This is a genomic window from Vagococcus sp. 211 (genome assembly GCF_056322705.1).
Window position 1 is genome coordinate 820,168 of record NZ_CM150475.1, and the last position, 24,925, is coordinate 845,092.

Below are 24,925 nucleotides of genomic sequence, written 5' to 3' on the forward strand. Positions count from 1 at the left end.
ATGGAGCGTGTCATTATTGTAGGAGTAGAAACACAAAATAATTATCGAACATTTGAGGCCTCGATGGAAGAGTTAGTTAATTTAACTGAGACGGCTCAAGGAGAAGTAGTGGGGCGATTAGATCAAAAAAGGCAAAATCTAGACCGACGGACCATTGTGGGTAAAGGAAAACTTGAAGAACTTCACTCCTTAGTCTTATCTACGGAAGCCGATGCTATTGTTTTTAACCATGAATTGACAGCAAGGCAGACAACATCTATTGAAGAAATTGTAGGAATTAAAGTGATTGATCGAGTGCAGTTGATTCTAGACATCTTTGCTTTACGAGCTAGATCAAAAGAAGGTCAATTACAAGTGGAATTGGCCCAGTTGAACTACATGCTACCACGCCTAGTAGGAAAAGGAACAGCTCTTTCTAGGTTAGGTGGAGGAATTGGAACCCGAGGACCTGGTGAAACGAAATTAGAAACAGATCGCCGACACATTAGATACAAAGTAACTCAAATCAAAGAAGAATTAAAACAAACGGAAAAACACCGAGAGAGAAGTCGTCAAAAACGTCGGGACAGCAATGTCTTTCAAATTGGGTTAATTGGTTATACAAATGCGGGTAAATCAACTATTCTTAATTTATTAACAGATGCTGGAACCTATTCAGAAGATCAATTATTTGCTACTTTAGACCCATTAACAAAGCAATGGACCTTGCCGGAAGGCTTCCAAACAACGTTGACAGATACTGTAGGATTCATTCAAGATTTACCGACACAATTAATTGAAGCCTTTCAATCAACCCTTGAAGAAAGTAAGGGGATGGATTTGTTGCTTCACGTAGTCGATGCAACGAGTGAGAATCGTCACCAACAAGAAGAAACCGTACTGAAATTATTAGAGTCTTTAGATATGAACGATACGCCTGTATTGACCGTCTATAATAAAGCCGATTTAATTGATACCGAGACGTTTGTTCCAAGTTTATTTCCTAGCTGTTTAGTATCCGCTAAGATACCTGAACACAGTGATTTATTAACACATCACATTAGAGAGATGATGAAAACAGTATTAGTTCCATACGACATGGCATTGCCCGCTCATGAATTGTATCAATTGAGCCAGATGCAGCAAGATACTATGGTAGTGCATTATGAGTTTGATGAAGAAGAAAATGGATACGACGTAACTGGTTTTGCGAAAGAAAATTCTAAGTGGATTAGAAAGGAAGAGCCAGATGAGTTGGAGTGGTAAACTACACCCAGATTTAGTAGCTGTGATTCAACGCGTTGATTTTAAAATAACAGAAGAGCGAAATAAAATACAAGATGTGGCGCTGACAAATCAAGGGAAAGTTTTAGAGGCTTTTCGAGAGCATCGATTGTCAGAAGCACATTTTGCCCCTTCTACAGGATATGGTTACGATGATATGGGAAGAGAGGCTTTAGAGGCAGTTTATGCCAGTGTGTTTAGAACGGAAGCAGCTTTAGTAAGGCCGCAACTAATATCTGGGACTCATGCTATCGCGACTGCATTATTTGGTATATTGCGACCTGGAGATGATTTATTGTACATAACTGGTCGACCTTATGACACCCTACATGAAGTCATTGGAACAAGCGGGGATGGGATTGGTTCCTTTAAAGAATATCATATTGGTTATAACGAAGTTTTATTGACAGAGGACGGACAAGTTGATTTTAAAGAAGTGGCAAATCAGATGACGGAAACAACGAAAGTAATTGGTATTCAGCGTTCCAGAGGTTATGATGCTAGGCCGTCATTTACTGTGGCTCAAATAAAAGAAATGATCGCTTACGTAAAAAAAATTAACCCTGAAGTGATTGTGTTTGTTGATAATTGCTATGGTGAGTTTGCTGAGGAGATAGAGCCGACTGAGGTGGGGGCGGATTTAATGGCCGGATCCCTCATAAAAAATCCTGGTGGCGGCATTGTCAAAACCGGTGGCTATATTGTAGGGCGACAGGACTTAGTGAATAGAGCCGCTTATCGGTTAACAACACCTGGTGTTGGTGGTGAAGGAGGAGCGATGATTTACAGCACTCACGAAATGATTCAAGGGTTCTTTCTAGCCCCGCATGCTGTAAGTCAAGCCATTCAAGGAGCTATTTTTACAGCAGCGTTGTTAGAAGAGTTTGAGATTGAATCGACACCGAAATGGCATGAACCTAGAACAGATTTGATTCAAATGATTGCTCTTAATGATCAAGAAAAAATGATTGCTTTTTGTCAGGCGATACAAAAATTTTCTCCGATTGATGCCCATGTTTTACCAATCCCAGCTTATATGCCGGGGTATGAGGACGATGTGATTATGGCAGCGGGGACGTTTATTCAAGGAGCAAGTCTAGAATTAACTGCCGATGGACCAATTCGTCCACCTTATCAGCTGTATGTTCAAGGTGGTTTGACGTATGAACACGTTAAATTAGCTGTTTCTGAAGCGGTGAATCATGTGTTTTTCTAAAATAATAAAAAAAGTTGATTATCATGTTAGATTATCTAACATAGATAATTGACTTTTTTTTTAGATACTGTTATTCTTTTTTTAACCTTTCAGTAAGGAAGTGGTCTAGTTGAGTGAAAAAGAATTACGACGCAATTTATCAGTCTTTCCGATGAGTTCTGTGATGAAATTAACGGAGTTATCTGCTCGGCAAATTAGGTATTACGAAGAACATGACTTAATAACGCCTGAACGGAATACAGGCAATAATCGCTTGTTTTCTTTGAATGAGATAGACGTCTTACTTGAAATCAAAGAGTTGTTAGATGAGGGGTTCTCTATTAAAGACATCAAGAAGCAATTTCAAAAAGTGGTAGCAGAAGAAGAAAAAATATCGGAAGAGAAAATCCGGATAGCTTTGTACCGTGACTTAATGAAAGAGAGCGGACTAAACAAAAATCAGCCATTTTAATGGTAAACAGAAGAGGGAATGAACACATGGGGAAATATAAAACAGCAGCACAAATTAAAGAAGTCGCACAACAAGAAAATGTTAGGTTCTTACGCTTAATGTTTACTGATATTCTAGGACGCATTAAAAACGTAGAAGTGCCAATTAGTCAGTTAGACAAAGTATTGGATAACAAAATGATGTTTGATGGTTCTTCTATTGAAGGATTTGTACGTATTGAAGAAAGTGATATGTACTTATATCCAGATGTATCAACTTGGATGATTTTTCCTTGGGAAAGTGATAAAGGAAAAGTAGCTCGTTTAATTTGTGATGTTTATGGGACTGATGGCAAACCCTTTGCTGGAGACCCTCGTAGTAATTTAAAACGTGTGATGCAAGAGATGAAAGAATTAGGATTTACAGAATTTAACATTGGACCAGAGCCAGAATTCTTCTTATTTAAGCTAGATGAGAATGGTCGTCCAACTAATCAATTAAATGATAATGGTGGTTATTTTGATTATGCTCCTGTAGATTTAGGTGAAAACTGCCGTCGTGATATTGTGTTAGAATTAGAAAATCTAGGTTTTGAAGTAGAAGCCTCTCATCATGAATGTGCCCCAGGACAACATGAAATAGACTTCAAGTATTCAGATGCAATCGAGGCATGTGATAACATTCAGACCTTTGAATTAGTGGTTAGAACCATTGCTCGAAAACATGGCTTGCACGCAACCTTTATGCCAAAACCGATTTATGGTATTGCCGGATCAGGTATGCACATTAACATGTCTTTATTTAATGAAAAAGGGAATGTTTTCTTTGATGAGACAACAGAAGACCAATTAAGTGAAACAGCGTATCATTTCTTAGGTGGGTTATTAGAGCATGCTCGTGGATACACAGCGGTATGTAACCCAATTGTTAATTCGTATAAACGATTAGTACCAGGATACGAAGCCCCAGTTTATGTGGCTTGGAGTGGAAAGAATAGATCGCCTTTAGTTCGTGTGCCAAGTTCAAGAGGCATGTCAACCCGTCTTGAGTTACGTTCTGTTGATCCAACGGCTAATCCTTATCTAGCTATGGCAGTTCTGTTAAAATCGGGATTAGATGGCATTAAAAACCAAACGAATCCTCCCGCTGAAGTTAATAGAAACATCTATGTTATGACCGAGGAAGAACGGAAAGAAGCAAGTATTTCTGACCTACCTTCAACACTTCATAACGCAGTAAAAGCGATGAGAGAAGATGAATTAGTTAAAGAAGCGCTTGGTTCTCATATTTTTAATAATTTTGTGGAAGCAAAACGTATGGAGTGGTCAGCCTTTAGAGAACAAGTATCAGAATGGGAAAGAGAACAGTACTTAGAAATGTATTAATCTATAGACTACCAGTATTTTACTGGTAGTTTTTTATTATTTCAGAAAAAAAACAAAAAGTATGGTAAAATAGGAAGCGAAAATAACTTAGAGGTGATGGAAAATGATATCAGCAGTAGATTTAAGAGCAGGAATGACATTTGAGAAAGACGGAAAACTAATTAAAGTGTTAGATGCGAATCATCATAAACCTGGTAAAGGTAACACTGTTATGAGAATGAAGCTTAAAGATCTACGTTCTGGCGCGACAACTGAAACAACAATGCGTCCAGATGAAAAAGTGAAAAAAGCACATATTGACAGTAAAGAAGTACAATATTTATACATCCAAGATGATATTGCAACATTTATGGATTTATCGACTTATGAACAATATGAAATTCCTGCAGACGTAATTGAAGAAGAGTTATTATATTTATTAGATAACATGGTTGTTAAAATTCAATTTTACGAAGTAGAAGTTGTTGGCGTTAGTTTACCAACAAGTGTGGTACTAGAAGTAGCTGAAACACAACCATCTATTAAAGGTGCAACTGTGACAGGTTCTGGTAAACCAGCTAAAATGGAAACAGGTTTAGTTGTATCTGTCCCTGATTTTATCGAAGTTGGCGAAAAATTAGAAGTAAACACTTCAGATGGTAGTTATATTAAACGTGCAAAATAAGCAAAGTCTTTTAGACTTTGCTTTACTTTTTGCCCAAATGGTTATAAATGTATTAATCATGTGAGAAGATTTAAAATTTGATAAGAGTTATGCTATACTTTTAGAGAGAATGATTAAAAAAGAGAGGGGGACAGGCAAGATGGATCTGAATTTTCTTGACTTGTTCAAACCCAGTGTATGGCAGTATTTTTTTAGTAATTTAACGCCAGGTATTTTTATCCATCTATTGGATATTCTTGTTGTATGGTATGTGATTTACAAATTAATTATGTTGTTAAATGGTACAAAAGCGATTCAGGTATTTAAAGGGATTGCTATAATTATCATCGTAAGAATATTAAGCGATTGGTTGGGCTTGAATACAGTATCCTGGTTAATGGGGCAAGTTATCACCTACGGGGTCATTGCAGCGATTGTTATCTTCCAACCAGAAGTTAGACGTGGTCTAGAGCATTTAGGTAGAGGGGCGTTATTCAGACCTGTTAAAAAAAATGCTGACGATCGAACGCTATTTATTAAGGGCTTAGATGAATCGATTCAGTATATGTCTAAGCGTAAAATTGGTGCGTTGATTTGTATTGAAAAAAAGGACAGCTTAAAAGAATTCATAGAAACAGGTATTTCTTTAGATGCCGATGTATCGAGCCAATTATTGATTAATATTTTTATTCCAAACACACCACTACATGATGGTGCTGTTATCGTCTCTGGGAATAAAATTGCCTCGGCATGTTCGTATTTACCATTATCGGAAAGTTCTATGATACCTAAGGAGTACGGGACACGGCACAGAGCGGCCATTGGATTAAGCGAAGTGAGTGATGCGTTGACGATCATTGTATCCGAAGAAACAGGTGATGTGAGTATTACTTATCACAACAGTTTCCTTCCTCATTTATCAAGAGAGGCGTACTTGGATATTTTAGAAAAAGAACTAAATGAACCGACAGAACCTGAGAAGAAAAACATCGTCGCCCAAATTGTAGATGATGCAGTCAATACAATCAAGGGAGGACGCAAGAATGAAAAAAGATAGTAAAGCACCTTGGTTTATCCGTATTCTTTCTCTATTTTTTGCGATACTACTTTATTACAACGCTAACGCGATATTGAAAGATCAAAATAATAAGCCGAGTTTTGAACGCTTAGAGGCTATTTCACAAAATGTTCCTGTTCATGTTACTTATAATGATGAGAAATATTTTATATCCGGCTATGAACCTACTGTCACCGTTAATTTGAAAAGCTCTAACAAAATTTTGTTAGACAAAGAATCCAATTCAGAAACCAGAAGTTTTTCGATTGTTATGGATTTGACAAAGTACAAAGAAGGGACATTTGAGGTTCCTCTTCAAATTGTAGGGCTACCTAATTCTGTGAAAGGAACTGTGAATCCTTCTAAGCTTCATGTGACCGTAGAGAAAAGAAAGCTCAATACGTTTGAAGTTCAACCAGCTATCGACCCTAAGATATTTGCGCCAGGCTATGAAATGAAATCAGCAACGACAACACCTCCAACTGTTACTTTATCTGCTGGAGATGAAGTGTTAAGTCAAGTTAGTCGAGTGATTGCTGGGGTAAGTGATAGAACAGATGTGACAGAAGATTTTTCACAAAAAGTTCAAGTCTATGCTATCAATGACAAGGGAGAAACCTTAGATGTAGACATTAATCCAGACAACGTTAAAGTAGATGTAGCAGTTGATGTTCCGACTAAAAAAGTAAAAATTAATCCGATTCAAGCAGGTAAGATTCCAAGAGGGGTCAAAGACTACACTTTTTCAGTGAAAGAAGATGAAGTGAGCATTGAAGGGCCTAAACATATTTTGGATGAAATGAATTCCATTGATTTGAAGATTGATACAAGTAATATCAGGGAAACAGTTAGCAGTTCCTACATAGTCGTTGTGCCTAAAGAGGTAACAGTGGATCCTGAAACGGTATTTGTGACAGTTATACCAAATGAAAATACAAGTACTAGTACAAAAGAAAAATCGACATCTACAGAAAAGTCTGATAAAATTTCTGAGAGTGAAGCAAAAGAGTCAGAATAACTTATGACACGAGGAGAATTAATAATATGGGAAAATATTTTGGAACAGATGGTGTTCGTGGGGTAGCAAACCAAGAATTAACACCTGAACTAGCATTTAAAATTGGAAGATGTGGCGGTTATGTCCTATGCCAACATCATCAAGATGAGTCAGAGAAACCACAAGTGTTGGTGGCTAGAGACACGCGTATATCAGGACAATTATTAGAACAAGCATTAATTGCGGGGTTATTATCCGTTGGTATTGAAGTGCTTCAACTAGGTGTTATTTCAACACCGGGTGTTGCTTACTTAACACGTACACAAAAAGCTGCTGCAGGAGTAATGATATCAGCTTCACATAATCCAGCAGAAGATAATGGCATTAAGTTTTTTGGATCAGATGGGTTCAAACTTGTTGATGAAGAAGAAGCAGAAATTGAAGCATTATTAGATGCAGAAGTGGATGAATTGCCACGTCCTTCAGCAGATGGATTAGGCACATTAGACGACTACCCAGAATGCATTCAAAAGTACGTTCAATTTTTAAAACAGACTATACCTGGTGACTTATCAGGACTTTCTGTTTGTTTAGACGGTGCAAATGGTGCAACAACACCTATTATTAATCGATTGTTTGCAGATTTAGAAACAGACTTTTATACGATGGGAGTTAGTCCAAACGGCATTAATATTAATGATGGTGTAGGATCAACTCATCCAGAAGCATTAGCTACTTTTGTTTGTGAAAAAGAAGCTGATTTAGGTCTAGCCTTTGATGGAGATGGAGATCGTGTGATTGCAGTGGATGAAAAAGGAAACATTGTCGATGGAGATAAGATTCTTTACATTTGCGGTAAATATCTAGCTGAAAAACATTTATTAAATAAAAATACCATTGTTGCTACAGTAATGAGTAATTTAGGTTTCCATAAAGCGGTGAAGAATGCTGGAATGAATGCCTTAGCGACACAAGTTGGCGATAGATATGTGGTAGAAGAAATGCGTAAATCTGGCTATAACTTAGGCGGAGAACAATCAGGTCATATCGTATTCCTTGATTACAATACAACAGGTGATGGCTTGTTATCAGGGATTCAATTGATGAACGTTATGAAAGATACTGGTAAGAAATTATCAGAATTAGTAGCTGAAATCGAAGAATACCCACAAAAGTTAGTGAACATTAAAGTGTCAGATAAACATGGCGCTATGGATGTACCAGCTATTAAAGCGGTAATTGAAGAAGTTGAAACAGAGATGAATGGTGACGGTCGCGTATTAGTTCGACCTTCAGGTACTGAGCCTTTATTAAGAGTTATGGCTGAAGCGCCAACAACAGAACAAGTGAATTATTATGTTGATAAAATTGCAGCAGTTGTTGTTGCTGAAATAGGATTAGATTAAGACTAGATATTTCTAGTCTTTTTTTATTTATCAAAAGACATATATACCAATTGGTGAAAAATATGATGAAAACAGTCATTTTTTATTGACGGGGTATCGTAATCCATGTATGATTGTCTTGTTTCTATGGAAAAAGAACAAAGGAGGATAGTATACCAATTAAAAGGATAGCGCCAGACCTTATGTAAGGTGACGAGGAGAGAACTCATCGAATGATTCGGCGGATGGTTCTAGGGACTGCACTCTATAAGCAAGTCATAAAACAAAGCAGTGATGTTTTAACAAAGGACGAGCTAAGCAGATAGAAACAAATCTCTATATGAAAGTTGGAAATGTCAGATGTGTGGTATTGTAGGCGTAGTGGGAAATGATAATACAAAAAATATTTTATTAGAAGGTTTACGTAAGTTAGAGTATCGAGGCTATGATTCAGCAGGCATTATGCTCGTTAATGAAGGACAACATTATTTAATGAAAACTGCAGGACGTGTGGCTGAACTAGAAGCTTTAGTATCAGATAAAGACAATAATGGCACAGGGATTGGCCATACTAGATGGGCGACTCACGGGGTTCCTAGTGAAGAAAATGCGCATCCTCATGTGTCTAAAGATGGTAGATTTTCATTAGTACACAATGGTGTTATTGAAAACTACAATGAATTAAAAACGACTTATTTAAAAGAAGTTGATATGAGCGGTGAAACGGATTCTGAAATCATTGTAGAATTGGTAGCACATTTTGCGAAGGATGGACTAACAGGTTTTGAGGCTTTCAACAAAATGTTGTCAGTAGTTGAAGGATCGTATGCTTTTGCTTTAATTGATTTAGAGAACATCGATACTATTTATTTAGCTAAAAACAAAAGCCCATTATTAATTGGTTTAGGTGATGGCTTCAATTTAGTAGGTAGTGATGCCATGGCGATGATTAGTGAAACCAATCGTTTTGTAGAAATCATGGACGGGGAACGCATTGTCTTAACAAAAGATCACGTGACGATTCTCGATCCTTCATTGAAAGAAATGACAAGAGATTCATATGAAGCTGAAATGGATGCAGAGGACTCTGAAAAAGGGCTATATCCTCATTACATGCTAAAAGAAATTGACGAGCAACCATCAGTTATCAGAAAACTTACGCAAGCATACTTACCAGAAGGGGAAAACATACAAATTGATGCTTCTGTGATTGAAAAAATGTCACAGGCTGATCGTATTTATGTGGTTGCTTGTGGAACGAGCTGGCATGCTGGACTTGTTGGGAAAGACATTATTGAAAAAATGACCCGTATTCCAGTTGAAGTTCATGTGGCAAGTGAAATTGGCTATGATATGCCATTGCTATCTGAAAAACCTTATTTCATTTTCTTAAGCCAAAGCGGGGAAACCGCAGACAGTCGCCAAGTATTAGTAAAAGTCAATGAATTGGGTCACTCTTCATTAACTATTACTAACGTCAAAGGGTCAACATTATCAAGAGAATCAACGGATACCTTGTTATTACATGCTGGGCCAGAAATTGCTGTGGCATCAACAAAAGCTTATACGTCACAAATTGCTGTCATGTTATTTTTAGCTAAAGCTGTGGGAATGTCTAAGGGAAATAAGTTAGCTGAAGAGTTTGATATAGCACATGAATTAGGTTTGGTTGCTTCAGCAATGGATAGCCTAGTTGATAACAAAGAGTTATTTGCTAAATTAAGTCATGACTATTTATTAGAATCAAGAAATGCCTTTTACATTGGCCGAGGACTTGACTATGCTGTGTCCTTGGAAGCCGCTTTGAAATTAAAAGAAATCTCTTATATTCAAGCTGAAGGTTTTGCTGCTGGAGAATTAAAACACGGTACGATTGCTTTAATCGAAGAAGGCACACCGGTTATAGCTGTTATTACATCCCCAGTTGCGGCAAGTCATACGCGAGGTAACTTGAAAGAGGTTGAGAGTCGTGGCGCAAACACCATCGTTGTCTCAATGGAACACTTATCTAATGACGATGATACGATTGTTTTACCGAAAGTTCATGACTTAATCACACCACTTGTAAGTGTTGTACCGTTACAATTAGTAGCTTATTATGCTAGTTTACAACGTGGACTAGATGTAGATAAGCCTAGAAATCTAGCTAAGAGTGTTACCGTAGAATAGAGACTATCACTAATAAGAACAAAAAAATCCATTCGAATTGCTATGATTTAGTCAATTCGTATGGATTTCTTAGTAGCTATTAAATAAAAAGTGTTATTTAATTTCTCTGATATCTAGAACAGCAAATTCAATCATAGAATGTTGATTAAAGGCAGTCAAAATAGGTGTTTGTAACAGGGTTTTAGTTGCAGCGCCTTGGCTATAATCAACAAGATACCGTAGAGTAAGGTGGATACCTGCTTCTGATACATCTAAGTTAAACACTGGAGAGATATCTAGGTCTAATTTTTTATACATGGTATCGTCAAAATCTGGAATTAAGATGGTTTTGTAATAATTGTTAACCTCTGTAAGCATAATATCCTTTGCATCTTGCCAGTTGGAATCATGTCTTAAAACATAGGTAAGCTCATGCCAAATGTATCGGTCCATTCCGTTATAATTGGCGATGGGCTCATCAAAAATTTCTTTATTTGGAATGCGAATGTACCTTCCGGTTAAAGAATCGGAAGATAACCAGTTTTTAATTTCGGCCACTTCAAAATAGAAAAGGCTAGTTGTCACGACGCGTCCGAGCATCCCTTTTACTTCAATCTGATCACCAAGTTTAAAGTAGTTACGTTTACTGATAATAAACCAGGCAATAATATTATCTAGGGTGCTTCTTATAAGTACCATAATGAATAACCCTAACCCAATCGTGATTAAAACAAATGAATTCAAGGCGTTAATCCAGATGATAAGTATGAGGATAGAGTCTATTATTAACGTCGTAGTATTGATTGATTTTTTTATTCGTTGCTTTTTAGTGAAGTGAGTTGACGTAGGCAAGAATAATTTTTTTACAGCCCAGTTAATAACTAAACTAAGGATAATGATTAAGACTGTTTTTGTTAAATTATTGGTGTAATTAATCGGAGAATTAAAAATCTTTGTAATTTCGTTGACAAGGTTTGATTCGAATCGGTTTAAGAAATCTATCATCTTTACGCTCCTTTCTGGTAATTATGTTGTATTCTAACATAGATAGCTAGAGGGTCAAAGATGTAACATCTTATTTAATTAAAATACTCAAAAAAAGTAAAACAAGTGTTGTAAAATAGTGATAAAAAATATATAATTGGACTATACCAAAAAACAGGAGGCATCATCATGAAAGTTATCAAAGTAAAAGATACTATCGAAGGCGGAAAGAAAGCATTTGAACTAATCAAGGAAAGCATGGCCCAAGGGAATGTTAAAACATTAGGTTTAGCAACAGGAAGTACCCCTGAAACCTTATACCAAGAGATGGTTAAAAGTGATTTAGATTTTACGAACATGACTTCAGTTAACTTAGATGAATATGTTGGTCTAGCTGCTGATAACGATCAAAGTTACTATTATTTCATGAATGAGCATTTATTCAATGCTAAGCCATTCAATAAAAATTATTTACCAAACGGTTTAGCGACAGATGCTAAAGCAGAGTGTGAAAGATACGATCAAATATTAGCAGAAAACCCAATAGATATCCAAATTCTAGGTATTGGAGAAAATGCTCATATTGGTTTTAATGAACCAGGTTCTTCTTTTGAGGGAACGACGAATGAAGTAGAATTAACACAGTCAACGATTGAGGCAAACAGCCGTAATTTTGAAAAAATTGAAGACGTACCAACAAAAGCATATTCTATGGGAATTAAGTCAATCATGGCATCAAAACAAATCATACTAATGGCTTTTGGCGAGAAAAAAGCAGAAGCGGTTTACAATACGATTAACGGGGCTATCACCGAAGCAGTACCAGCAAGTGCACTTCAAAATCATCCAAATGTTACGGTTATTGTGGATGAAGCGGCTGCATCTAAATTATAATTATAGCAGCTGGAAAGACAGGTTATCTTAACCTGTCTTTTTTTTATAGATAGTTTTATGGTTTTATTTAGTGTAAAATGAACAGATAAGAGACAATTAGGAGGAGTAATATGACAGTAGCAATACTTGGTGGGGCGGGATACATTGGCTCCCATGCAGTAAAAGCATTTGTAGAAAATGGTGATAAGGTGGTTGTTATTGACAACTTACTAACAGGCCATAAAGCAGCAGTAGATAAAGAGGCCGTTTTTTATCAAGGAGACATTAAAGATGTTCCTTTTTTAATTGATGTTTTTACAAAAGAAAAAGTGGATGCGGTTATTCATTTTGCCGCAAGTTCCCTTGTAGGAGAATCGATGACAGAGCCATTAAAATACTTTGACAATAATGTGTATGGCACACAGTGTTTATTAGAAGCGATGAAACATTGTGGTATAGAATCGATTGTTTTCTCTTCTAGTGCGGCAACTTATGGTGAACCTGAGAGTACGCCTATTCTAGAGACGGAAAAAACCGAACCTAAAAACCCATATGGTGAAAGTAAATTAATGATGGAAAAAATGTTACGTTGGTGCGATGAGGCTTACGGGATAAAATACGTGGCTTTGCGTTATTTTAATGTCGCAGGAGCAAGCTTAGACGGAAGCATTGGGGAAGATCATACACCGGAGACTCATCTAGTGCCTATTATATTAGAAACAGCACTAGGAAAACGTGAAAAATTGACGGTATTTGGTGATGATTATCCAACGCCTGATGGCACATGCATTAGAGATTATGTCCACGTAGTTGATTTGGCAGATGCCCATGTCAAAGCGCTAGATTATTTAAAACAAGGTCAAGACAGTAATGTCTTTAATCTCGGAAGTAGTCAAGGTTTTTCAGTGAAAGAAATGATTGATGCTGCAGTAATAGCTACTGGAAAAGAGATTCCTTTCACTTTGGGAGACCGTCGACAAGGGGACCCGGCAACCTTGGTCGCTGGCTCAGAGAAGGCAAAGACAGTGCTAGGCTGGATCCCTCGTTATACCAATTTACCCACAATATTAAGCTCTGCTTGGGAATGGCACAGTGCGCATATTAATGGTTATAAATAATGAGAGGAGTGAAGATGTGAATATTGAAGGAATGATCAATGATTTTGTTAAAGTAGCGATTGAAACAGGTGGTTGGATGGCCCTAGATCAGGTTTATTTAAGGCATCGATTAAGTGCATTGATTGGTGAGCCTCCTGTGAAAGCATCGCATCAAGAAGCTAAAGAAATTGCCCCCATCGAATTGGTCTCTCAATTAACGGATGTCGCGGTGGCTAATGGCATAGCTAGTACAAAGAAAGAAATAGAGTCATTACGTGCTCAAATTTGTGATTTGTTAACGCCACCACCATCAGTGCTCAATGCTCTATTTGCACAACAGTACGAAGGAAACCCTAAAGTAGCAACGGATTATTTTTATCAAGTCATGAGAACTAACTTGTTTATTCATTCTACTTGGCTTGACAATAAGCCGATGGCAACGAGTTATGGAACGCTGTTTATTAAAGAAGAATCCTCTGATAAAAATTATGCCGATATGTTGCATTTATCTAACGAGGGGATGACAGATAAAGAGTCAGGTATGGCATTGGCACATCATCGGGCGATTCGCATGAATTTGAATCAATCTAGTTGGGGTTATGCTTTTCATCCATATCCTTCTTTTGAAGAACACGCTTGGTTTATTCCTGAAACAAAAATGTCTCAAAGTTTAACAAGAGACACATTGAGTTACTTGTTTCAGTTAGCTGACTTGTTTCCACATTATTTTGTGGCATTTGCCGAAAGCGCGAACGTTGAACAAGAGTCGTTATCTTTTCAAGGTGGGCTTAAGAAAAGGATTCCTTTATTCGAAGCTGAAGGGATTAGAGACTTCAATATCCCAGGATTTATTCAAATTAAAACAGAATTTCTGGATTGGTATCAACCGACGATTAGAATTACTGGTAAAGATAAACGCATGGTGCTGAATGCCATTGATTATTTAAGTTTGAAATGGAAAGATTTTTCTTATCCCTCATTGGGGATTACTCCTAAATCCGAAGCGTTTACTAATAATCATCCAATAGGAATTATTGTTAGAAACGAAGAAGAATATATCGTTGATTTAGTCTTGAGTCAAGGAGAGCAAGAGTTGACTCTCACTGATAGTTTGGGCATTATTTCATATGATGATAAGATGCCAACGGAAGAAAAAGTCAGTCAACGATTGAAAGAAATGCAACTTTTTCAGGATTCAGAAGAAGGAGCAAAAGCATTGTACCAATTTTTTGAAACATTATAATTTTAGGAGGACATAGATGAAAGCGAAGAAACAAAATAAGGTATTATCTATTATATTAGCAGTGGTTATTTTACTTGGGTTTGTTGTATTATCACAAATCCCTATCAGTACAGTATTATTAGTTAATGAGTTAGCAAAGTTAGGAGTAATATGGGGATATATTGGGGCAATTGTATGGGCGCTCCTTTTATATGTGATTATAAAATTCACTTGGAAATACTACCGTAAAATATCAGGAGATGAAGATAGGAGCATTAAAAAAGGGGATGTCGGCCGTGCTTTGGTTTATTTTTTAATTGGCCGTGTTTTAGCTGTTGTCTTTACACTAGTGATGCAAGGCGTTTATGGAGAAGGTACAAGTGCTAACGATGAAGCCATTCAAGGGATGTTCACGAAAGGAACACCCGTCATCGTCTTGTTGCTTTTTAGTTTATCTATTTCTATTGCAGCACCTATCCTTGAAGAATTAATCTTTAGAGGTTTGACGACTCATTTATTATTTAAAAAAACACCAACATGGGTACCAATGATTGTTACGTCATTAGCTTTTTCAGGGGTACATCAAAGTTCTAATATTATCTCATTCTTAATGTATTTTTCTTTAGGAATGTTAATGTATCATGCGTATCAGAGACGAGGTCGTATCGTTGATTCTATGTTGTTCCACTTCTTTAATAATCTTATAGCAGGTATTGTGCTATTTTTAACCAGTGTTATGTAAAGACAAGAGATATCTCTTGTCTTTTTTTGTTATAGAGGGAGGTCAACTTCAACGTATTTAGTTTCCCCTTGTGTGATGGTGCATTGATTACTAAGAAGATTAATAATATCTTCTTTGTATTTTTCTGTGTGTTCTTCGTCTACATAAAGAGTCACAGTGACTTTGTCAGTAAAGAGGGTGTCATCAAGGATGATGGTTTCCGTATTATTATTAATATAGTGTTCTAATTTACCGTGAGTCCCGTAATCCACAGTCACAATCAGCCCTTGTTTTAACATTCCTTTAACTAAACCGATCTCCTCTAATGCACTAGAAACCGATTGACTGTATGCTCTAATAAGGCCACCTGCCCCAAGTTTCGTACCGCCAAAGTAACGTGTCACAACAGCAATGACGTTTCTCAGCTCCTTAACCTTTAATACTTCAAGCATAGGAACACCAGCTGTTCCGCTGGGTTCACCATCATCACTTGAACGCTGGATATCCTGGTTATCCCCTAAGACATAGGCATGGCAATTATGGTTGGCTTTCCAATGCTCTTTTTTTAATGCTTGTATCAGCTCTTTGGCTTCTTCTTCTGATTCGATGCGTTGTAAGGTGCAAATAAATCGTGATTTTTTTATTTCAATAACGCTTTGACCATCTTGTTTTATGGTATAGTAATGTGGCAGCATAAGTACCTCCTAGTTTTTTTACTGATACTTACAGTATACAGCAAAACAGGAAAATATTTAAATTTAGACAGATGAGGATGAGACAGATGAAAAAATTATACTATGCCTTAATGGCTTTGTTAGTGGTGTTAGTTGGTTGTGGAGCACCTAAAGAAGATAAAAAAGCGACACCAGAAGTCAGCCCAGAAGATGCTTTTACGTATACCTTTGATTTTGACGGTATGGATTACCGATTTAGGCTACTCGATGGTTGGGTTAAGTTTCCTGATAAAGATACCAATATTGCTTTTTTAGTAGGAAATAAAGATATTAAGTCGCTGATGACAGCAGGTTTTGAACCTAAAGAAACACAATCATTGGAGAACTATCAAGAAGAATTTGTTAAGAAAATAACAGATGGCGGTGGCGTTATTGTGTCTGAACCAAAAGAAAAAACGGTTCATGATTTAGATGTGTACCATCTTGGTTTTAAAATGAAAGATGCCAAAGACCGCTGGTTAACTTATCGGACGCACTTGATAGAAACACCAGATTATTTTGTTAATTTAGGTGCTTGGACGAGTGAAGAAGAGCCTTCAGAAGGAATTATCAATCATTTAGACGCGATGCTTGACACGTTTGAATTATTAGGTGAAAAAGAGTAGACTGGAGGTAATAACTTTTGAAGGAGTGTGACACTGGATGAGACGATTGACAACAAAGCAACGTGGCTGGATATATGGCATAGTTCTTAGTCTTTTATACGGATTGAATTTTGCGAATGTGCTACTTGGTTCAGGACCAGTAAATAAATGGAAACTGAGTATTAATTTGGGGTTTGCTGTCGTTATGGGGTGGGTATTTTACAGTACATACATGTCCAGAGTGCGTTTTGAAGAAACGTTTCTAACCTACGTAGAAACCTACGAATTGACACCAGATATCTTGGGGGACATAACGTCTTTTTCTCGCTATGACTTTTCATACGATAATAAAAATAGATTAACATTCCATGCTTTTCCTTTTAAAGAACAGGATAGAAAACAACTACTAGATGATATAAAAAAGAATGTCGGTGAACAACTGATATAAGTAAAACGACCTCCAAGGGTTAGACATCAAATCTAATCCTTGGAGGTCGTTATTTTTTTATAGTCGGCTAGTCATCCAGTCGTAGATGTCATACATGACATCTTCTTTTTCTTCTTCGTTTAAAATTTCGTGTCTTAAATCATGGTATAACCGCAAGGTGACATCTTTGAAGTAATGCTCTGTTAAATCTAAGGCCAATTTACGAGGTCCTTTGCCATAATCTCCAACAGGATCTTTTTCCCCACTAATAATTAGGATAGGTAAATCTGTACGAATGGTTTGATACCAACCTCGTTGAGTGGCTGTATCCATCAAGCTTAATAAGGTGTAGAACCCATTGTTGGTAAAAATGAAGCCGCATTTGTCATCTTGTTCGTAAGTTGCGACATTGTGTTCATTTTTACTAATCCAAGCAAAAGAAGATTGAGGGTTTTTGATTTTTTTATTGAAACTACCAAAAGCCAGACGATCAATGGCAGGATTAACCGTTCTGGGGCTAATAGTATTAAGTCCCTTAAGAAGTTTAGAGACCAATTTAACTTCTTCTTTTCTTGCCCCTGTTCCCATAATAATCGCTCCATCTACTTCGCTTGAATAAGTTTTTAGGAAGTTGCGTAGGACAAAGGAGCCCATGCTATGACCTAAAATAAAGTAAGGGATATCAGGGTAACGTTTTTTGATAAAGTGAGTTATTTGATAGGTATCTTCTACAATAATTGACGGGCTATCACCTTCAGAAAAATAACCATAGGCGGGGTCTTCTAAAGGAATAGAATCGCCATGTCCTAGATGATCATGACCGACGACTAAAAAATGATGCTCGGTTAAAAACGAGGCAAATTCATCGTAACGTTCAATATATTCAGCCATCCCATGAACCAATTGAATAATGGCTTTCGGTGATTTAGTCTGTTCGTTTTGCCAGATAACGCCATTTAAATCCGTTTGTTCATCTGTTGATTCAATGACAAAGTATTTTTTCATAGTGTACATCCTCTCATTGTGTGTTCCTATTTATCATTATAAGCTATTTAAAAAAAGGAAACTACTTATTTAGCGTATCTTTTTATAGGTGATAAAAATGACAGAGTTAGATTTTTTTAGAGGAAGATACCTTTTAGAGGCTGAAGTACCAGTAGACATAAAGCCTTTGCTAAGAAATAGTAAGATCAAGAAAATCCCCTGTATGCTGACACAACATCAAACCATTCAATGTCAACGGTGTGGAGTGGTTGAAAAACGAGAAGAGGTGAAGGTGGCATTAGCTCCTCATCCTTTTTATTACTGCCCATCTTGTCTGATTCTTGGAAAAGTGGAGAGTAGGCAAGCTTTTTACTATGTGGAAGAGTCGGAGAATCTTGCTAAAAGGAAGATTAATTTTAAATGGGGAGGAACATTGACAAAGCAACAAGAACGAGTGTCTAAAGAAGTCATTCGTTCTTACCGTAAAGGACAAGATCATATGATTTACGCTGTGACAGGAGCAGGTAAAACAGAGATGTTATTTCCTTTGGTTAAGAAAGTTTTAGGAGAAGGGAAACGTATCGCTATAGCATCACCACGAGTGGATGTTTGCCTAGAATTGTACCCAAGGTTTCAAGAGGTATTTCCTGATGAGAGGATGGCACTGCTCCATGGAAATCAAACAGAAAAGTATGTTTATAGTCCCTTTGTCATTTGTACAACGCATCAATTACTTCGATTTAAAGCGTCTTTCGATGTGATTGTGGTAGACGAAGTAGATGCGTTTCCTTATAAAGGGAACGAGATGTTAGCCTATGGGATGGAGAAAGCCACAAAGTCAAAAGGGAGTCATGTTTTTTTAACAGCAACTCCTGATAAACAGGAATTAGAAAGGGTTCGTAAAGGTGAACTGGGTATCAGTCAAGCATTCCAACGGTACCACGGTTATCCATTACCTGTGCCAAAAAGTCTGTATATCCCTAGTGTCAGTGATTGGAAAAACAAAGGAACCATTCCTCGTAAACTAGCTAAATTATTGACTGAGGCTAACAAAAAGTATTTAATTTTCTTCCCCAATATAGAAATGATGATGGTTTATTATAAACTATTAAAGAAAGCATACCCTAATAAAAAAATGAGTTATGTCTATGCTAGCTCAAAAGGACGAGAAGAACGAGTCTATGGGATGCGTGAGGGGAAGTGGGATTGGCTACTGACCACAACAATACTAGAAAGAGGTGTGACGTTTACAAATGTACATGTCATTGTGATGCAAGCGGAGCACAGGGTGTTTAATACTGCTAGTTTGATACAAATAGCAGGTAGGGTTGGACGAAAAAAAGAATACCCTACAGGTGATGTGTATTATTGTTACAAGGTCCAAAGTCGAGGGATGAAGGAATCCATTCGTAAGATAAAAGAGATGAATCGTCATGACTAGATATAAGAGAAGGTGATGCGAGTGAAATGCGTTATTTGTAAAAATGAATACAACGCAACATGGCCGTTAAAAGCTTTGTTTTTTTCTAGAACCCCTTTAATCAATCAATGCTGTTCGGGGTGTCAAAAGGTGTTTAAGCGAATCAATTTAGAAGAAAGTTGTCGGTGTTGCAGTGGACGTGTCATCGCTAGGGAAGAAGTGTGCCATGATTGTAAGGAGTGGGCTACCTTCTATCCCAAAATGGAAATGAGGCATCAGGGATTGTATCATTATAACGAGGGGATGGGGGATTATTTTCAGCGTTATAAATTTCAAGGAGATATTCAGATGAGTCGTGCTTTTTGTTTATCATTACATGACGGATTATTGAAGGAAAAAAAAGGACTCGTTGTCCCTATACCAATATCAAAAAGTAGACGGAAAGAACGAGGGTTTAATCAAGTAGAAGAATTATTAGATCAAAGTCATATTCCTTATGTCCCTGTCTTGAAAAAAAGAAGGGGATTTTCTTCTCAAGGGTCAAAAAATAAAGAAGAGCGTTTAGACATGGCTCAGTGCTTTTATATTGATAGTAAGTTCAGAACAAAAATTAAGGGAGCGGATATTGTTTTAGTAGACGATGTGTACACGACTGGACGAACCATGTACCATGCTTATGAGTGTTTGATGAGAGAAAAACCCAATAGTATTAAGTCATATTCTCTAGCCAGGTAATAAAAAAAGCGTTTTAGTGAAAAGATATTTGTCATATTATGTTTATTTAGGTATAATATAAATAAGAAGAGATGGATGGAAGAGTGGTCCTGAAACCTGTCTCTTTGAGTGATAGACGAAAGGGGTAATTAGTATGTTTAGATATAACGTTAGAGGAGAAAACATTGAGGTTACTCAGGCAATTAGAGAGTATGTTGAAAAGAAAATTAGTAAATTAGAGCGCTATTTTACTAACGTGCCTGAATCAACAGCCCATGTTAACTTGAAAGTATATAACGACAAAACAGCTAAAGTTGAAGTGACGATACCACTTCCTTACTTAGTATTGAGAGCTGAAGAAACATCACCAGATTTATATGCAAGTATTGACCTAGTAGTTGATAAATTAGAGCGTCAAATCAGAAAATATAAAACAAAAATTAACAGAAAATCAAGAGAGACTGCTTTAGAAGTACCAACACCGATTTTTGAATCAGCTGCAGCAGATACAACAACTGAACCAGATTTAGAAATCGTTCGTACAAAACGTCTATCATTGAAACCTATGGATAGTGAAGAAGCTGTATTACAAATGAATATGTTAGGACATAACTTCTTCATTTTTGAAGATGCTGAAACAAACGGCACAAGTATTGTCTACAAACGTAAAGATGGAAAATATGGCTTAATTGAAACAAATTAAAGACAAAAACACCTGCGAGAGATGCTCGTAGGTGTTTTTTATAGATAATCCTTATAAAAAGCTCTTTTTTTTGAATAAATAGTTTAAATTTGTGACGACTAATGCTAAAATGTTAAAGATGACCTCATTCTATAATTAGAAGTGAAAAAGAACAGTATGAGAGGGTAGATAAAATTAATGGCTAATTTTTTGAAGAATTTAATAGAGAACGATAAAAAGGAATTAAAACGATTAGGTCACATTGCGGATCAAATCATTGCATTAGAAGGTCAAATGGAAGCTTTATCAGATGATCAAATTAAAGAAAAAACAGAAGAGTTTAAAGAGCGTTATCAAAAAGGTGAAACGTTAGATGACTTACTCGTTGAAACGTTTGCTGTTGTTCGTGAAGCTGCAAAACGAGTGTTGGGACTTTTCCCTTATAAAGTCCAATTAATGGGTGGTATTGTTTTACATGACGGTAACATTCCAGAGATGAAGACAGGGGAAGGTAAAACATTAACAGCAACGATGCCTGTATACTTGAATGCTATTTCAGGTAAAGGTGTTCACGTTGTTACAGTAAATGAGTATCTTTCAACACGTGATGCGAGTGAGATGGGCGAATTATACAATTTCTTAGGTTTAACAGTTGGTTTAAACATTAACTCTAAATCATCAGAAGAAAAAAAACTTGCGTATGCTTGTGATATTACGTATACAACAAACAGTGAACTAGGCTTTGACTATTTAAGAGATAACATGGTTGTTTATCGTGAACAAATGGTACAACGTCCATTAAACTTTGCTGTTGTGGATGAGGTTGACTCAATTTTAATCGATGAGGCTCGTACACCGTTAATTATTTCAGGTCAAGCTGAAAAATCAACAGCCCTTTATAACCGTACCGATAATTTTGTCAAAACATTAACGGCAGAAGTAGATTATAAGATTGATGTTCAATCTAAAACAATCAGTTTAACTGAAGAGGGTATCAATAAAGCAGAAGCTCATTTTAACGTGGCGAATCTTTACGATATTGAAAACACATCATTAACACATTATTTAGATCAATCATTAAGAGCCAATTATATTATGATCTTAGATATTGACTATGTGGTACAAGAAGGCAAAGTAATGATTGTTGACCAATTTACGGGTCGTATCATGGATGGCCGTCGTTACTCAGACGGGTTACATCAAGCAATTGAAGCCAAAGAAGGCGTTGAAATCGAAGATGAAACGAAGACAATGGCTAATATTACTTACCAAAACTTCTTCCGTATGTATAACAAATTGTCAGGTATGACAGGTACAGCGAAAACAGAAGAAGAAGAATTTAGAGAAATCTATAACATGCAAGTTATTCAAATCCCGACAAACCGTCCATTAGCACGTGACGATCGTCCAGATTTATTATACCCGACGTTATCAAGTAAATTTGATGCAGTGGTAAGAGATATTAAAGAGCGACATGAAAACGGGCAACCAGTTCTTGTAGGGACAGTAGCTGTTGAAACATCTGAATTATTGTCAGATTTATTAAATAAAAATAATATCCCCCACGAAGTCTTGAATGCAAAAAATCACTTTAAAGAAGCTGAAATTATCATGAACGCTGGTCAACGTGGTGCCGTGACAATTGCTACCAACATGGCTGGTCGTGGTACAGATATCCGTCTTGGATTGGGAGTTATTGAAGCGGGTGGATTGGCTGTCATCGGGACAGAACGTCATGAATCTCGTCGTATTGATAATCAGTTACGTGGACGTTCAGGTCGTCAAGGAGATGTGGGGGTAACACAATTCTACCTATCTCTTGAAGATGATCTGATGAAACGTTTTGGATCGGAACGTATTAAGAGTTTCTTAGATCGTATGAACTTAGAAGAAGAAGATGCTGTTATCCAAAGTAAAATGTTAACAAAACAAGTAGAATCAGCTCAAAAACGAGTGGAAGGTAATAACTACGATACTCGTAAAAACGTCCTACAATACGATGATGTAATGAGAGAACAACGTGAGGTTATCTATCGTCAACGTCATCAAGTTATCACTTCTGATACAGACTTAGAACCAGTACTAATGGGCATGGTAGAACGTACGATTGACCGTTATATTGAGAGTCATACACAAGGTGAAAAGGCTAATTGGAATATCCAAGGATTAGTTGACTTCGCTGGAGCAACGATTACCCATGAGGATGATATTTCATTAAGCGATTTAGAAAATAAAACACCTGCTGAAATGAAAGAAGTTATTTTCAATAAAGCAAAAGAAAACTACACAGAAAAAGCTGAAATATTAGACAGTTCAGAACAACTGTTAGAATTCCAAAAAGTAGTTATTTTACGAGTGGTGGATACTAAGTGGACAGATCATATTGATACAATGGATCAATTACGTGAGTCTATTGGTTTAAGAGCGTACGGTCAAAATAATCCATTAGTAGATTACCAAACAGAAGGTTACCAAATGTATAATGACATGGTGGGAGCGATTGAATACGAAGTAACGCGTTTATTCATGAAAGCCGAAATCAGACAAAACGTTCAAAGAGAACAAGTGGCTCAAGGTGAAGCAATACAACCGACAGAAGAGCAAGGAACTGTTTCTAAGAACGAGAAACGTCAACCTGTCAAAGTAGAAGCAACAACTGGAAGAAATGACGCTTGCCCTTGTGGTAGTGGTAAAAAATATAAAAACTGTCACGGTAAACCAGTTTAAAACGTAAGCGACTTAGTCCAACTGAGTCGCTTTACTTTTTTTGAGAGGAAGAACAACATGGAATTAAGTGAAATTAGAGTGAAAATCGAAGGATTAACGCATAAAATCGACAACTTCAGGGGGTCTCTTTGACTTAGAAGGCTTAGAAGAGGCGATTGCAGAATCAGAATTTAAAATGACAGATCCAAGTTTTTGGGATGATTCAAGAGAAGCTCAATTAGTCATTGATGAAAGCAATCAATTAAAAGCTCAATATGATACCTTTAAAAAGATGGAAAATGGGCTAGAAGAATTAGAATTACTCTTTGAAATGGCTATTGAAGAAGAGGATGATGAGTTAGTATCAGAATTACAAGAGAGCACAACTAAGATGGAGACCATCATTAACGACTTTGAATTAACTCAACTTCTTAGTGGTGAGTATGATAGTAATAACGCTATTTTAGAATTACATCCAGGTGCAGGTGGAACAGAATCACAAGACTGGGGCAGTATGCTATTAAGAATGTATACTAGATGGGCTGAGCGACGTGGCTTTAAAGTTGAAACCCTAGATTACCTAGCAGGTGATGAGGCTGGGATTAAGAGTGTGACGCTATTAATTAAAGGACATAATGCTTTTGGTTATTTGAAATCAGAGCGTGGCGTACATCGATTAGTCAGAATCTCACCATTTGACTCTAACAGTCGACGACACACTTCTTTTTGTTCTGTTGATATTATGCCTGAGCTTGTAGGGGACATTGAAATAGATATTAATACAGATGACCTTAAAGTTGATACTTACAGAGCAAGTGGTGCGGGTGGACAACATGTCAATAAGACAGATTCTGCGATTCGAATCACACACATACCATCAGGCATTGTTGTGACAAGCCAAGCCCAGCGCTCTCAATTAAAGAATAGAGAACAAGCTATGGGTATGTTGAAATCTAAGTTACATCAACTTGAAGTTGAGAAAAAAGAACAACATGAGGCAGAAATCCGTGGGGAGCAACTAGAAATTGGTTGGGGCTCACAGATTCGTTCTTATGTGTTTCATCCGTATTCAATGGTCAAAGATCATCGAACAGATCACGAAGTAGGAAATGTTCAAGGTGTTATGGATGGCGATTTAGACGGTTTTATGGATGCTTACCTAAGATGGCATTTAGAGAAATAAAGGATTATTTGATTTATTACTCCTTGAAACATAAATGTAACGTAAATGTACACATAAAAATCAATAAGAC

The 24,925-nt window shown here is 36.8% G+C and carries 23 protein-coding genes; 20 read left to right on the top strand and 3 right to left on the bottom strand.

What is annotated here, in order from left to right; translation table 11 throughout:
* From hflX to glmS, 9 genes are all read left to right on the top strand, one after another.
* Positions 1–1,245, top strand: a complete 1,245-nt coding sequence (gene hflX / locus ACVWM0_RS04100; protein WP_476473358.1) for a GTPase HflX — start codon at positions 1–3, stop codon at positions 1,243–1,245.
* Positions 1,229–2,479: a methionine gamma-lyase family protein gene (locus ACVWM0_RS04105; RefSeq protein ID WP_476473359.1), complete on the top strand. Its 1,251-nt coding sequence runs from the start codon at positions 1,229–1,231 to the stop codon at positions 2,477–2,479. The genes hflX and ACVWM0_RS04105 overlap by 17 nt, the downstream gene beginning before the upstream one ends.
* Positions 2,480–2,588: 109 nt before the next feature.
* Positions 2,589–2,930, top strand: coding sequence for a MerR family transcriptional regulator (locus ACVWM0_RS04110; protein WP_476473360.1), 342 nt, complete (start codon positions 2,589–2,591; stop codon positions 2,928–2,930).
* A 26-nt stretch (positions 2,931–2,956) separates the two neighbouring features.
* On the top strand, positions 2,957–4,294 hold the full coding sequence (glnA, locus tag ACVWM0_RS04115; RefSeq protein ID WP_476473361.1) for a type I glutamate--ammonia ligase: 1,338 nt from the start codon (positions 2,957–2,959) through the stop codon (positions 4,292–4,294).
* A gap of 103 nt (positions 4,295–4,397) precedes the next feature.
* Positions 4,398–4,958, top strand: a complete 561-nt coding sequence (efp, locus tag ACVWM0_RS04120; protein ID WP_476473362.1) for an elongation factor P — start codon at positions 4,398–4,400, stop codon at positions 4,956–4,958.
* A gap of 139 nt (positions 4,959–5,097) precedes the next feature.
* On the top strand, positions 5,098–5,994 hold the full coding sequence (cdaA, locus tag ACVWM0_RS04125; protein ID WP_476473363.1) for a diadenylate cyclase CdaA: 897 nt from the start codon (positions 5,098–5,100) through the stop codon (positions 5,992–5,994).
* Complete coding sequence (locus tag ACVWM0_RS04130; RefSeq protein WP_476473364.1) at positions 5,981–7,012, top strand: CdaR family protein; 1,032 nt, start codon at positions 5,981–5,983, stop codon at positions 7,010–7,012. Before cdaA ends, ACVWM0_RS04130 begins: the two co-directional genes overlap by 14 nt.
* Before the next feature lie 26 nt (positions 7,013–7,038).
* On the top strand, positions 7,039–8,397 hold the full coding sequence (gene glmM / locus ACVWM0_RS04135; RefSeq protein WP_476473365.1) for a phosphoglucosamine mutase: 1,359 nt from the start codon (positions 7,039–7,041) through the stop codon (positions 8,395–8,397).
* Positions 8,398–8,736: 339 nt separating this feature from the next.
* Positions 8,737–10,545, top strand: coding sequence for a glutamine--fructose-6-phosphate transaminase (isomerizing) (gene glmS, locus ACVWM0_RS04140; protein WP_476473366.1), 1,809 nt, complete (start codon positions 8,737–8,739; stop codon positions 10,543–10,545).
* 93 nt (positions 10,546–10,638) lie between these two features.
* Here the strand turns inward: glmS and ACVWM0_RS04145 are convergent, their stop codons facing one another.
* A complete protein-coding gene (locus ACVWM0_RS04145; protein WP_476473367.1) occupies positions 10,639–11,529 on the bottom strand; it encodes a mechanosensitive ion channel domain-containing protein in 891 nt (296 codons plus the stop codon).
* Between the two features lie 168 nt (positions 11,530–11,697).
* Here ACVWM0_RS04145 and ACVWM0_RS04150 point away from each other — a divergent pair, with 168 nt between their 5' ends.
* The 4 genes from ACVWM0_RS04150 to ACVWM0_RS04165 all read left to right on the top strand — a co-directional run bounded on the left by ACVWM0_RS04150 (position 11,698) and on the right by ACVWM0_RS04165 (position 15,442).
* Entirely contained in the window at positions 11,698–12,402 is a 705-nt protein-coding gene (locus ACVWM0_RS04150) for a glucosamine-6-phosphate deaminase (protein ID WP_476473368.1), read from the top strand.
* 110 nt (positions 12,403–12,512) lie between these two features.
* Positions 12,513–13,499, top strand: coding sequence for a UDP-glucose 4-epimerase GalE (gene galE, locus ACVWM0_RS04155; protein WP_476473369.1), 987 nt, complete (start codon positions 12,513–12,515; stop codon positions 13,497–13,499).
* 16 nt (positions 13,500–13,515) lie between these two features.
* A complete protein-coding gene (locus ACVWM0_RS04160) occupies positions 13,516–14,721 on the top strand; it encodes a hypothetical protein (RefSeq protein WP_476473370.1) in 1,206 nt (401 codons plus the stop codon).
* A 16-nt stretch (positions 14,722–14,737) separates the two neighbouring features.
* Positions 14,738–15,442, top strand: coding sequence for a lysostaphin resistance A-like protein (locus ACVWM0_RS04165; protein WP_476473371.1), 705 nt, complete (start codon positions 14,738–14,740; stop codon positions 15,440–15,442).
* Between the two features lie 29 nt (positions 15,443–15,471).
* On the opposite strand, the gene ACVWM0_RS04170 is transcribed toward ACVWM0_RS04165, so the two are convergent.
* The gene (locus ACVWM0_RS04170) at positions 15,472–16,116 is read right to left on the bottom strand and encodes a YigZ family protein (RefSeq protein WP_476473372.1); all 645 of its coding nucleotides are present in this window, start codon (positions 16,114–16,116) and stop codon (positions 15,472–15,474) included.
* An 86-nt stretch (positions 16,117–16,202) separates the two neighbouring features.
* Between ACVWM0_RS04170 and ACVWM0_RS04175 the strand changes: the two genes are divergently transcribed.
* A complete protein-coding gene (locus tag ACVWM0_RS04175) occupies positions 16,203–16,760 on the top strand; it encodes a hypothetical protein (RefSeq protein WP_476473373.1) in 558 nt (185 codons plus the stop codon).
* 37 nt (positions 16,761–16,797) lie between these two features.
* The gene (locus ACVWM0_RS04180; RefSeq protein WP_476473374.1) at positions 16,798–17,187 is read left to right on the top strand and encodes a hypothetical protein; all 390 of its coding nucleotides are present in this window, start codon (positions 16,798–16,800) and stop codon (positions 17,185–17,187) included.
* Positions 17,188–17,244: 57 nt separating this feature from the next.
* Here the strand turns inward: ACVWM0_RS04180 and ACVWM0_RS04185 are convergent, their stop codons facing one another.
* Complete coding sequence (locus ACVWM0_RS04185; protein WP_476473375.1) at positions 17,245–18,171, bottom strand: alpha/beta fold hydrolase; 927 nt, start codon at positions 18,169–18,171, stop codon at positions 17,245–17,247.
* A gap of 97 nt (positions 18,172–18,268) precedes the next feature.
* Here ACVWM0_RS04185 and ACVWM0_RS04190 point away from each other — a divergent pair, with 97 nt between their 5' ends.
* From ACVWM0_RS04190 to prfB, 5 genes are all read left to right on the top strand, one after another.
* Positions 18,269–19,591: an ATP-dependent helicase ComFA gene (locus tag ACVWM0_RS04190; RefSeq protein ID WP_476473376.1), complete on the top strand. Its 1,323-nt coding sequence runs from the start codon at positions 18,269–18,271 to the stop codon at positions 19,589–19,591.
* 21 nt (positions 19,592–19,612) lie between these two features.
* Complete coding sequence (locus ACVWM0_RS04195) at positions 19,613–20,305, top strand: ComF family protein (RefSeq protein ID WP_476473377.1); 693 nt, start codon at positions 19,613–19,615, stop codon at positions 20,303–20,305.
* Between the two features lie 133 nt (positions 20,306–20,438).
* Positions 20,439–20,987, top strand: a complete 549-nt coding sequence (gene hpf / locus ACVWM0_RS04200) for a ribosome hibernation-promoting factor, HPF/YfiA family (RefSeq protein ID WP_476473378.1) — start codon at positions 20,439–20,441, stop codon at positions 20,985–20,987.
* A gap of 177 nt (positions 20,988–21,164) precedes the next feature.
* On the top strand, positions 21,165–23,693 hold the full coding sequence (gene secA, locus ACVWM0_RS04205) for a preprotein translocase subunit SecA (RefSeq protein WP_476473379.1): 2,529 nt from the start codon (positions 21,165–21,167) through the stop codon (positions 23,691–23,693).
* A gap of 57 nt (positions 23,694–23,750) precedes the next feature.
* A protein-coding gene (gene prfB / locus ACVWM0_RS04210; protein ID WP_476473380.1) for a peptide chain release factor 2 occupies positions 23,751–24,855 on the top strand; the annotation gives its coding sequence in 2 pieces (ribosomal slippage) (positions 23,751–23,822 and positions 23,824–24,855; 1,104 coding nt in all).
* The last annotated feature ends 70 nt before the right edge of the window (positions 24,856–24,925 follow it).

Excerpts from the sequence above, each read along its gene's own strand:
- hflX (WP_476473358.1), top strand. The coding sequence starts at position 1 with ATGGAGCGTGTCATTATTGTAGGAGTAGAAACACAAAATAATTATCGA.
- ACVWM0_RS04105 (WP_476473359.1), top strand. The coding sequence starts at position 1,229 with ATGAGTTGGAGTGGTAAACTACACCCAGATTTAGTAGCTGTGATTCAA.
- glnA (WP_476473361.1), top strand. The coding sequence starts at position 2,957 with ATGGGGAAATATAAAACAGCAGCACAAATTAAAGAAGTCGCACAACAA.
- efp (WP_476473362.1), top strand. The coding sequence starts at position 4,398 with ATGATATCAGCAGTAGATTTAAGAGCAGGAATGACATTTGAGAAAGAC.
- cdaA (WP_476473363.1), top strand. The coding sequence starts at position 5,098 with ATGGATCTGAATTTTCTTGACTTGTTCAAACCCAGTGTATGGCAGTAT.
- ACVWM0_RS04130 (WP_476473364.1), top strand. The coding sequence starts at position 5,981 with ATGAAAAAAGATAGTAAAGCACCTTGGTTTATCCGTATTCTTTCTCTA.
- glmM (WP_476473365.1), top strand. The coding sequence starts at position 7,039 with ATGGGAAAATATTTTGGAACAGATGGTGTTCGTGGGGTAGCAAACCAA.
- glmS (WP_476473366.1), top strand. The coding sequence starts at position 8,737 with ATGTGTGGTATTGTAGGCGTAGTGGGAAATGATAATACAAAAAATATT.
- ACVWM0_RS04145 (WP_476473367.1), bottom strand. The coding sequence starts at position 11,529 with ATGATAGATTTCTTAAACCGATTCGAATCAAACCTTGTCAACGAAATT.
- ACVWM0_RS04150 (WP_476473368.1), top strand. The coding sequence starts at position 11,698 with ATGAAAGTTATCAAAGTAAAAGATACTATCGAAGGCGGAAAGAAAGCA.
- galE (WP_476473369.1), top strand. The coding sequence starts at position 12,513 with ATGACAGTAGCAATACTTGGTGGGGCGGGATACATTGGCTCCCATGCA.
- ACVWM0_RS04165 (WP_476473371.1), top strand. The coding sequence starts at position 14,738 with ATGAAAGCGAAGAAACAAAATAAGGTATTATCTATTATATTAGCAGTG.
- ACVWM0_RS04170 (WP_476473372.1), bottom strand. The coding sequence starts at position 16,116 with ATGCTGCCACATTACTATACCATAAAACAAGATGGTCAAAGCGTTATT.
- ACVWM0_RS04175 (WP_476473373.1), top strand. The coding sequence starts at position 16,203 with ATGAAAAAATTATACTATGCCTTAATGGCTTTGTTAGTGGTGTTAGTT.
- ACVWM0_RS04180 (WP_476473374.1), top strand. The coding sequence starts at position 16,798 with ATGAGACGATTGACAACAAAGCAACGTGGCTGGATATATGGCATAGTT.
- ACVWM0_RS04185 (WP_476473375.1), bottom strand. The coding sequence starts at position 18,171 with ATGAAAAAATACTTTGTCATTGAATCAACAGATGAACAAACGGATTTA.
- ACVWM0_RS04190 (WP_476473376.1), top strand. The coding sequence starts at position 18,269 with ATGACAGAGTTAGATTTTTTTAGAGGAAGATACCTTTTAGAGGCTGAA.
- hpf (WP_476473378.1), top strand. The coding sequence starts at position 20,439 with ATGTTTAGATATAACGTTAGAGGAGAAAACATTGAGGTTACTCAGGCA.
- secA (WP_476473379.1), top strand. The coding sequence starts at position 21,165 with ATGGCTAATTTTTTGAAGAATTTAATAGAGAACGATAAAAAGGAATTA.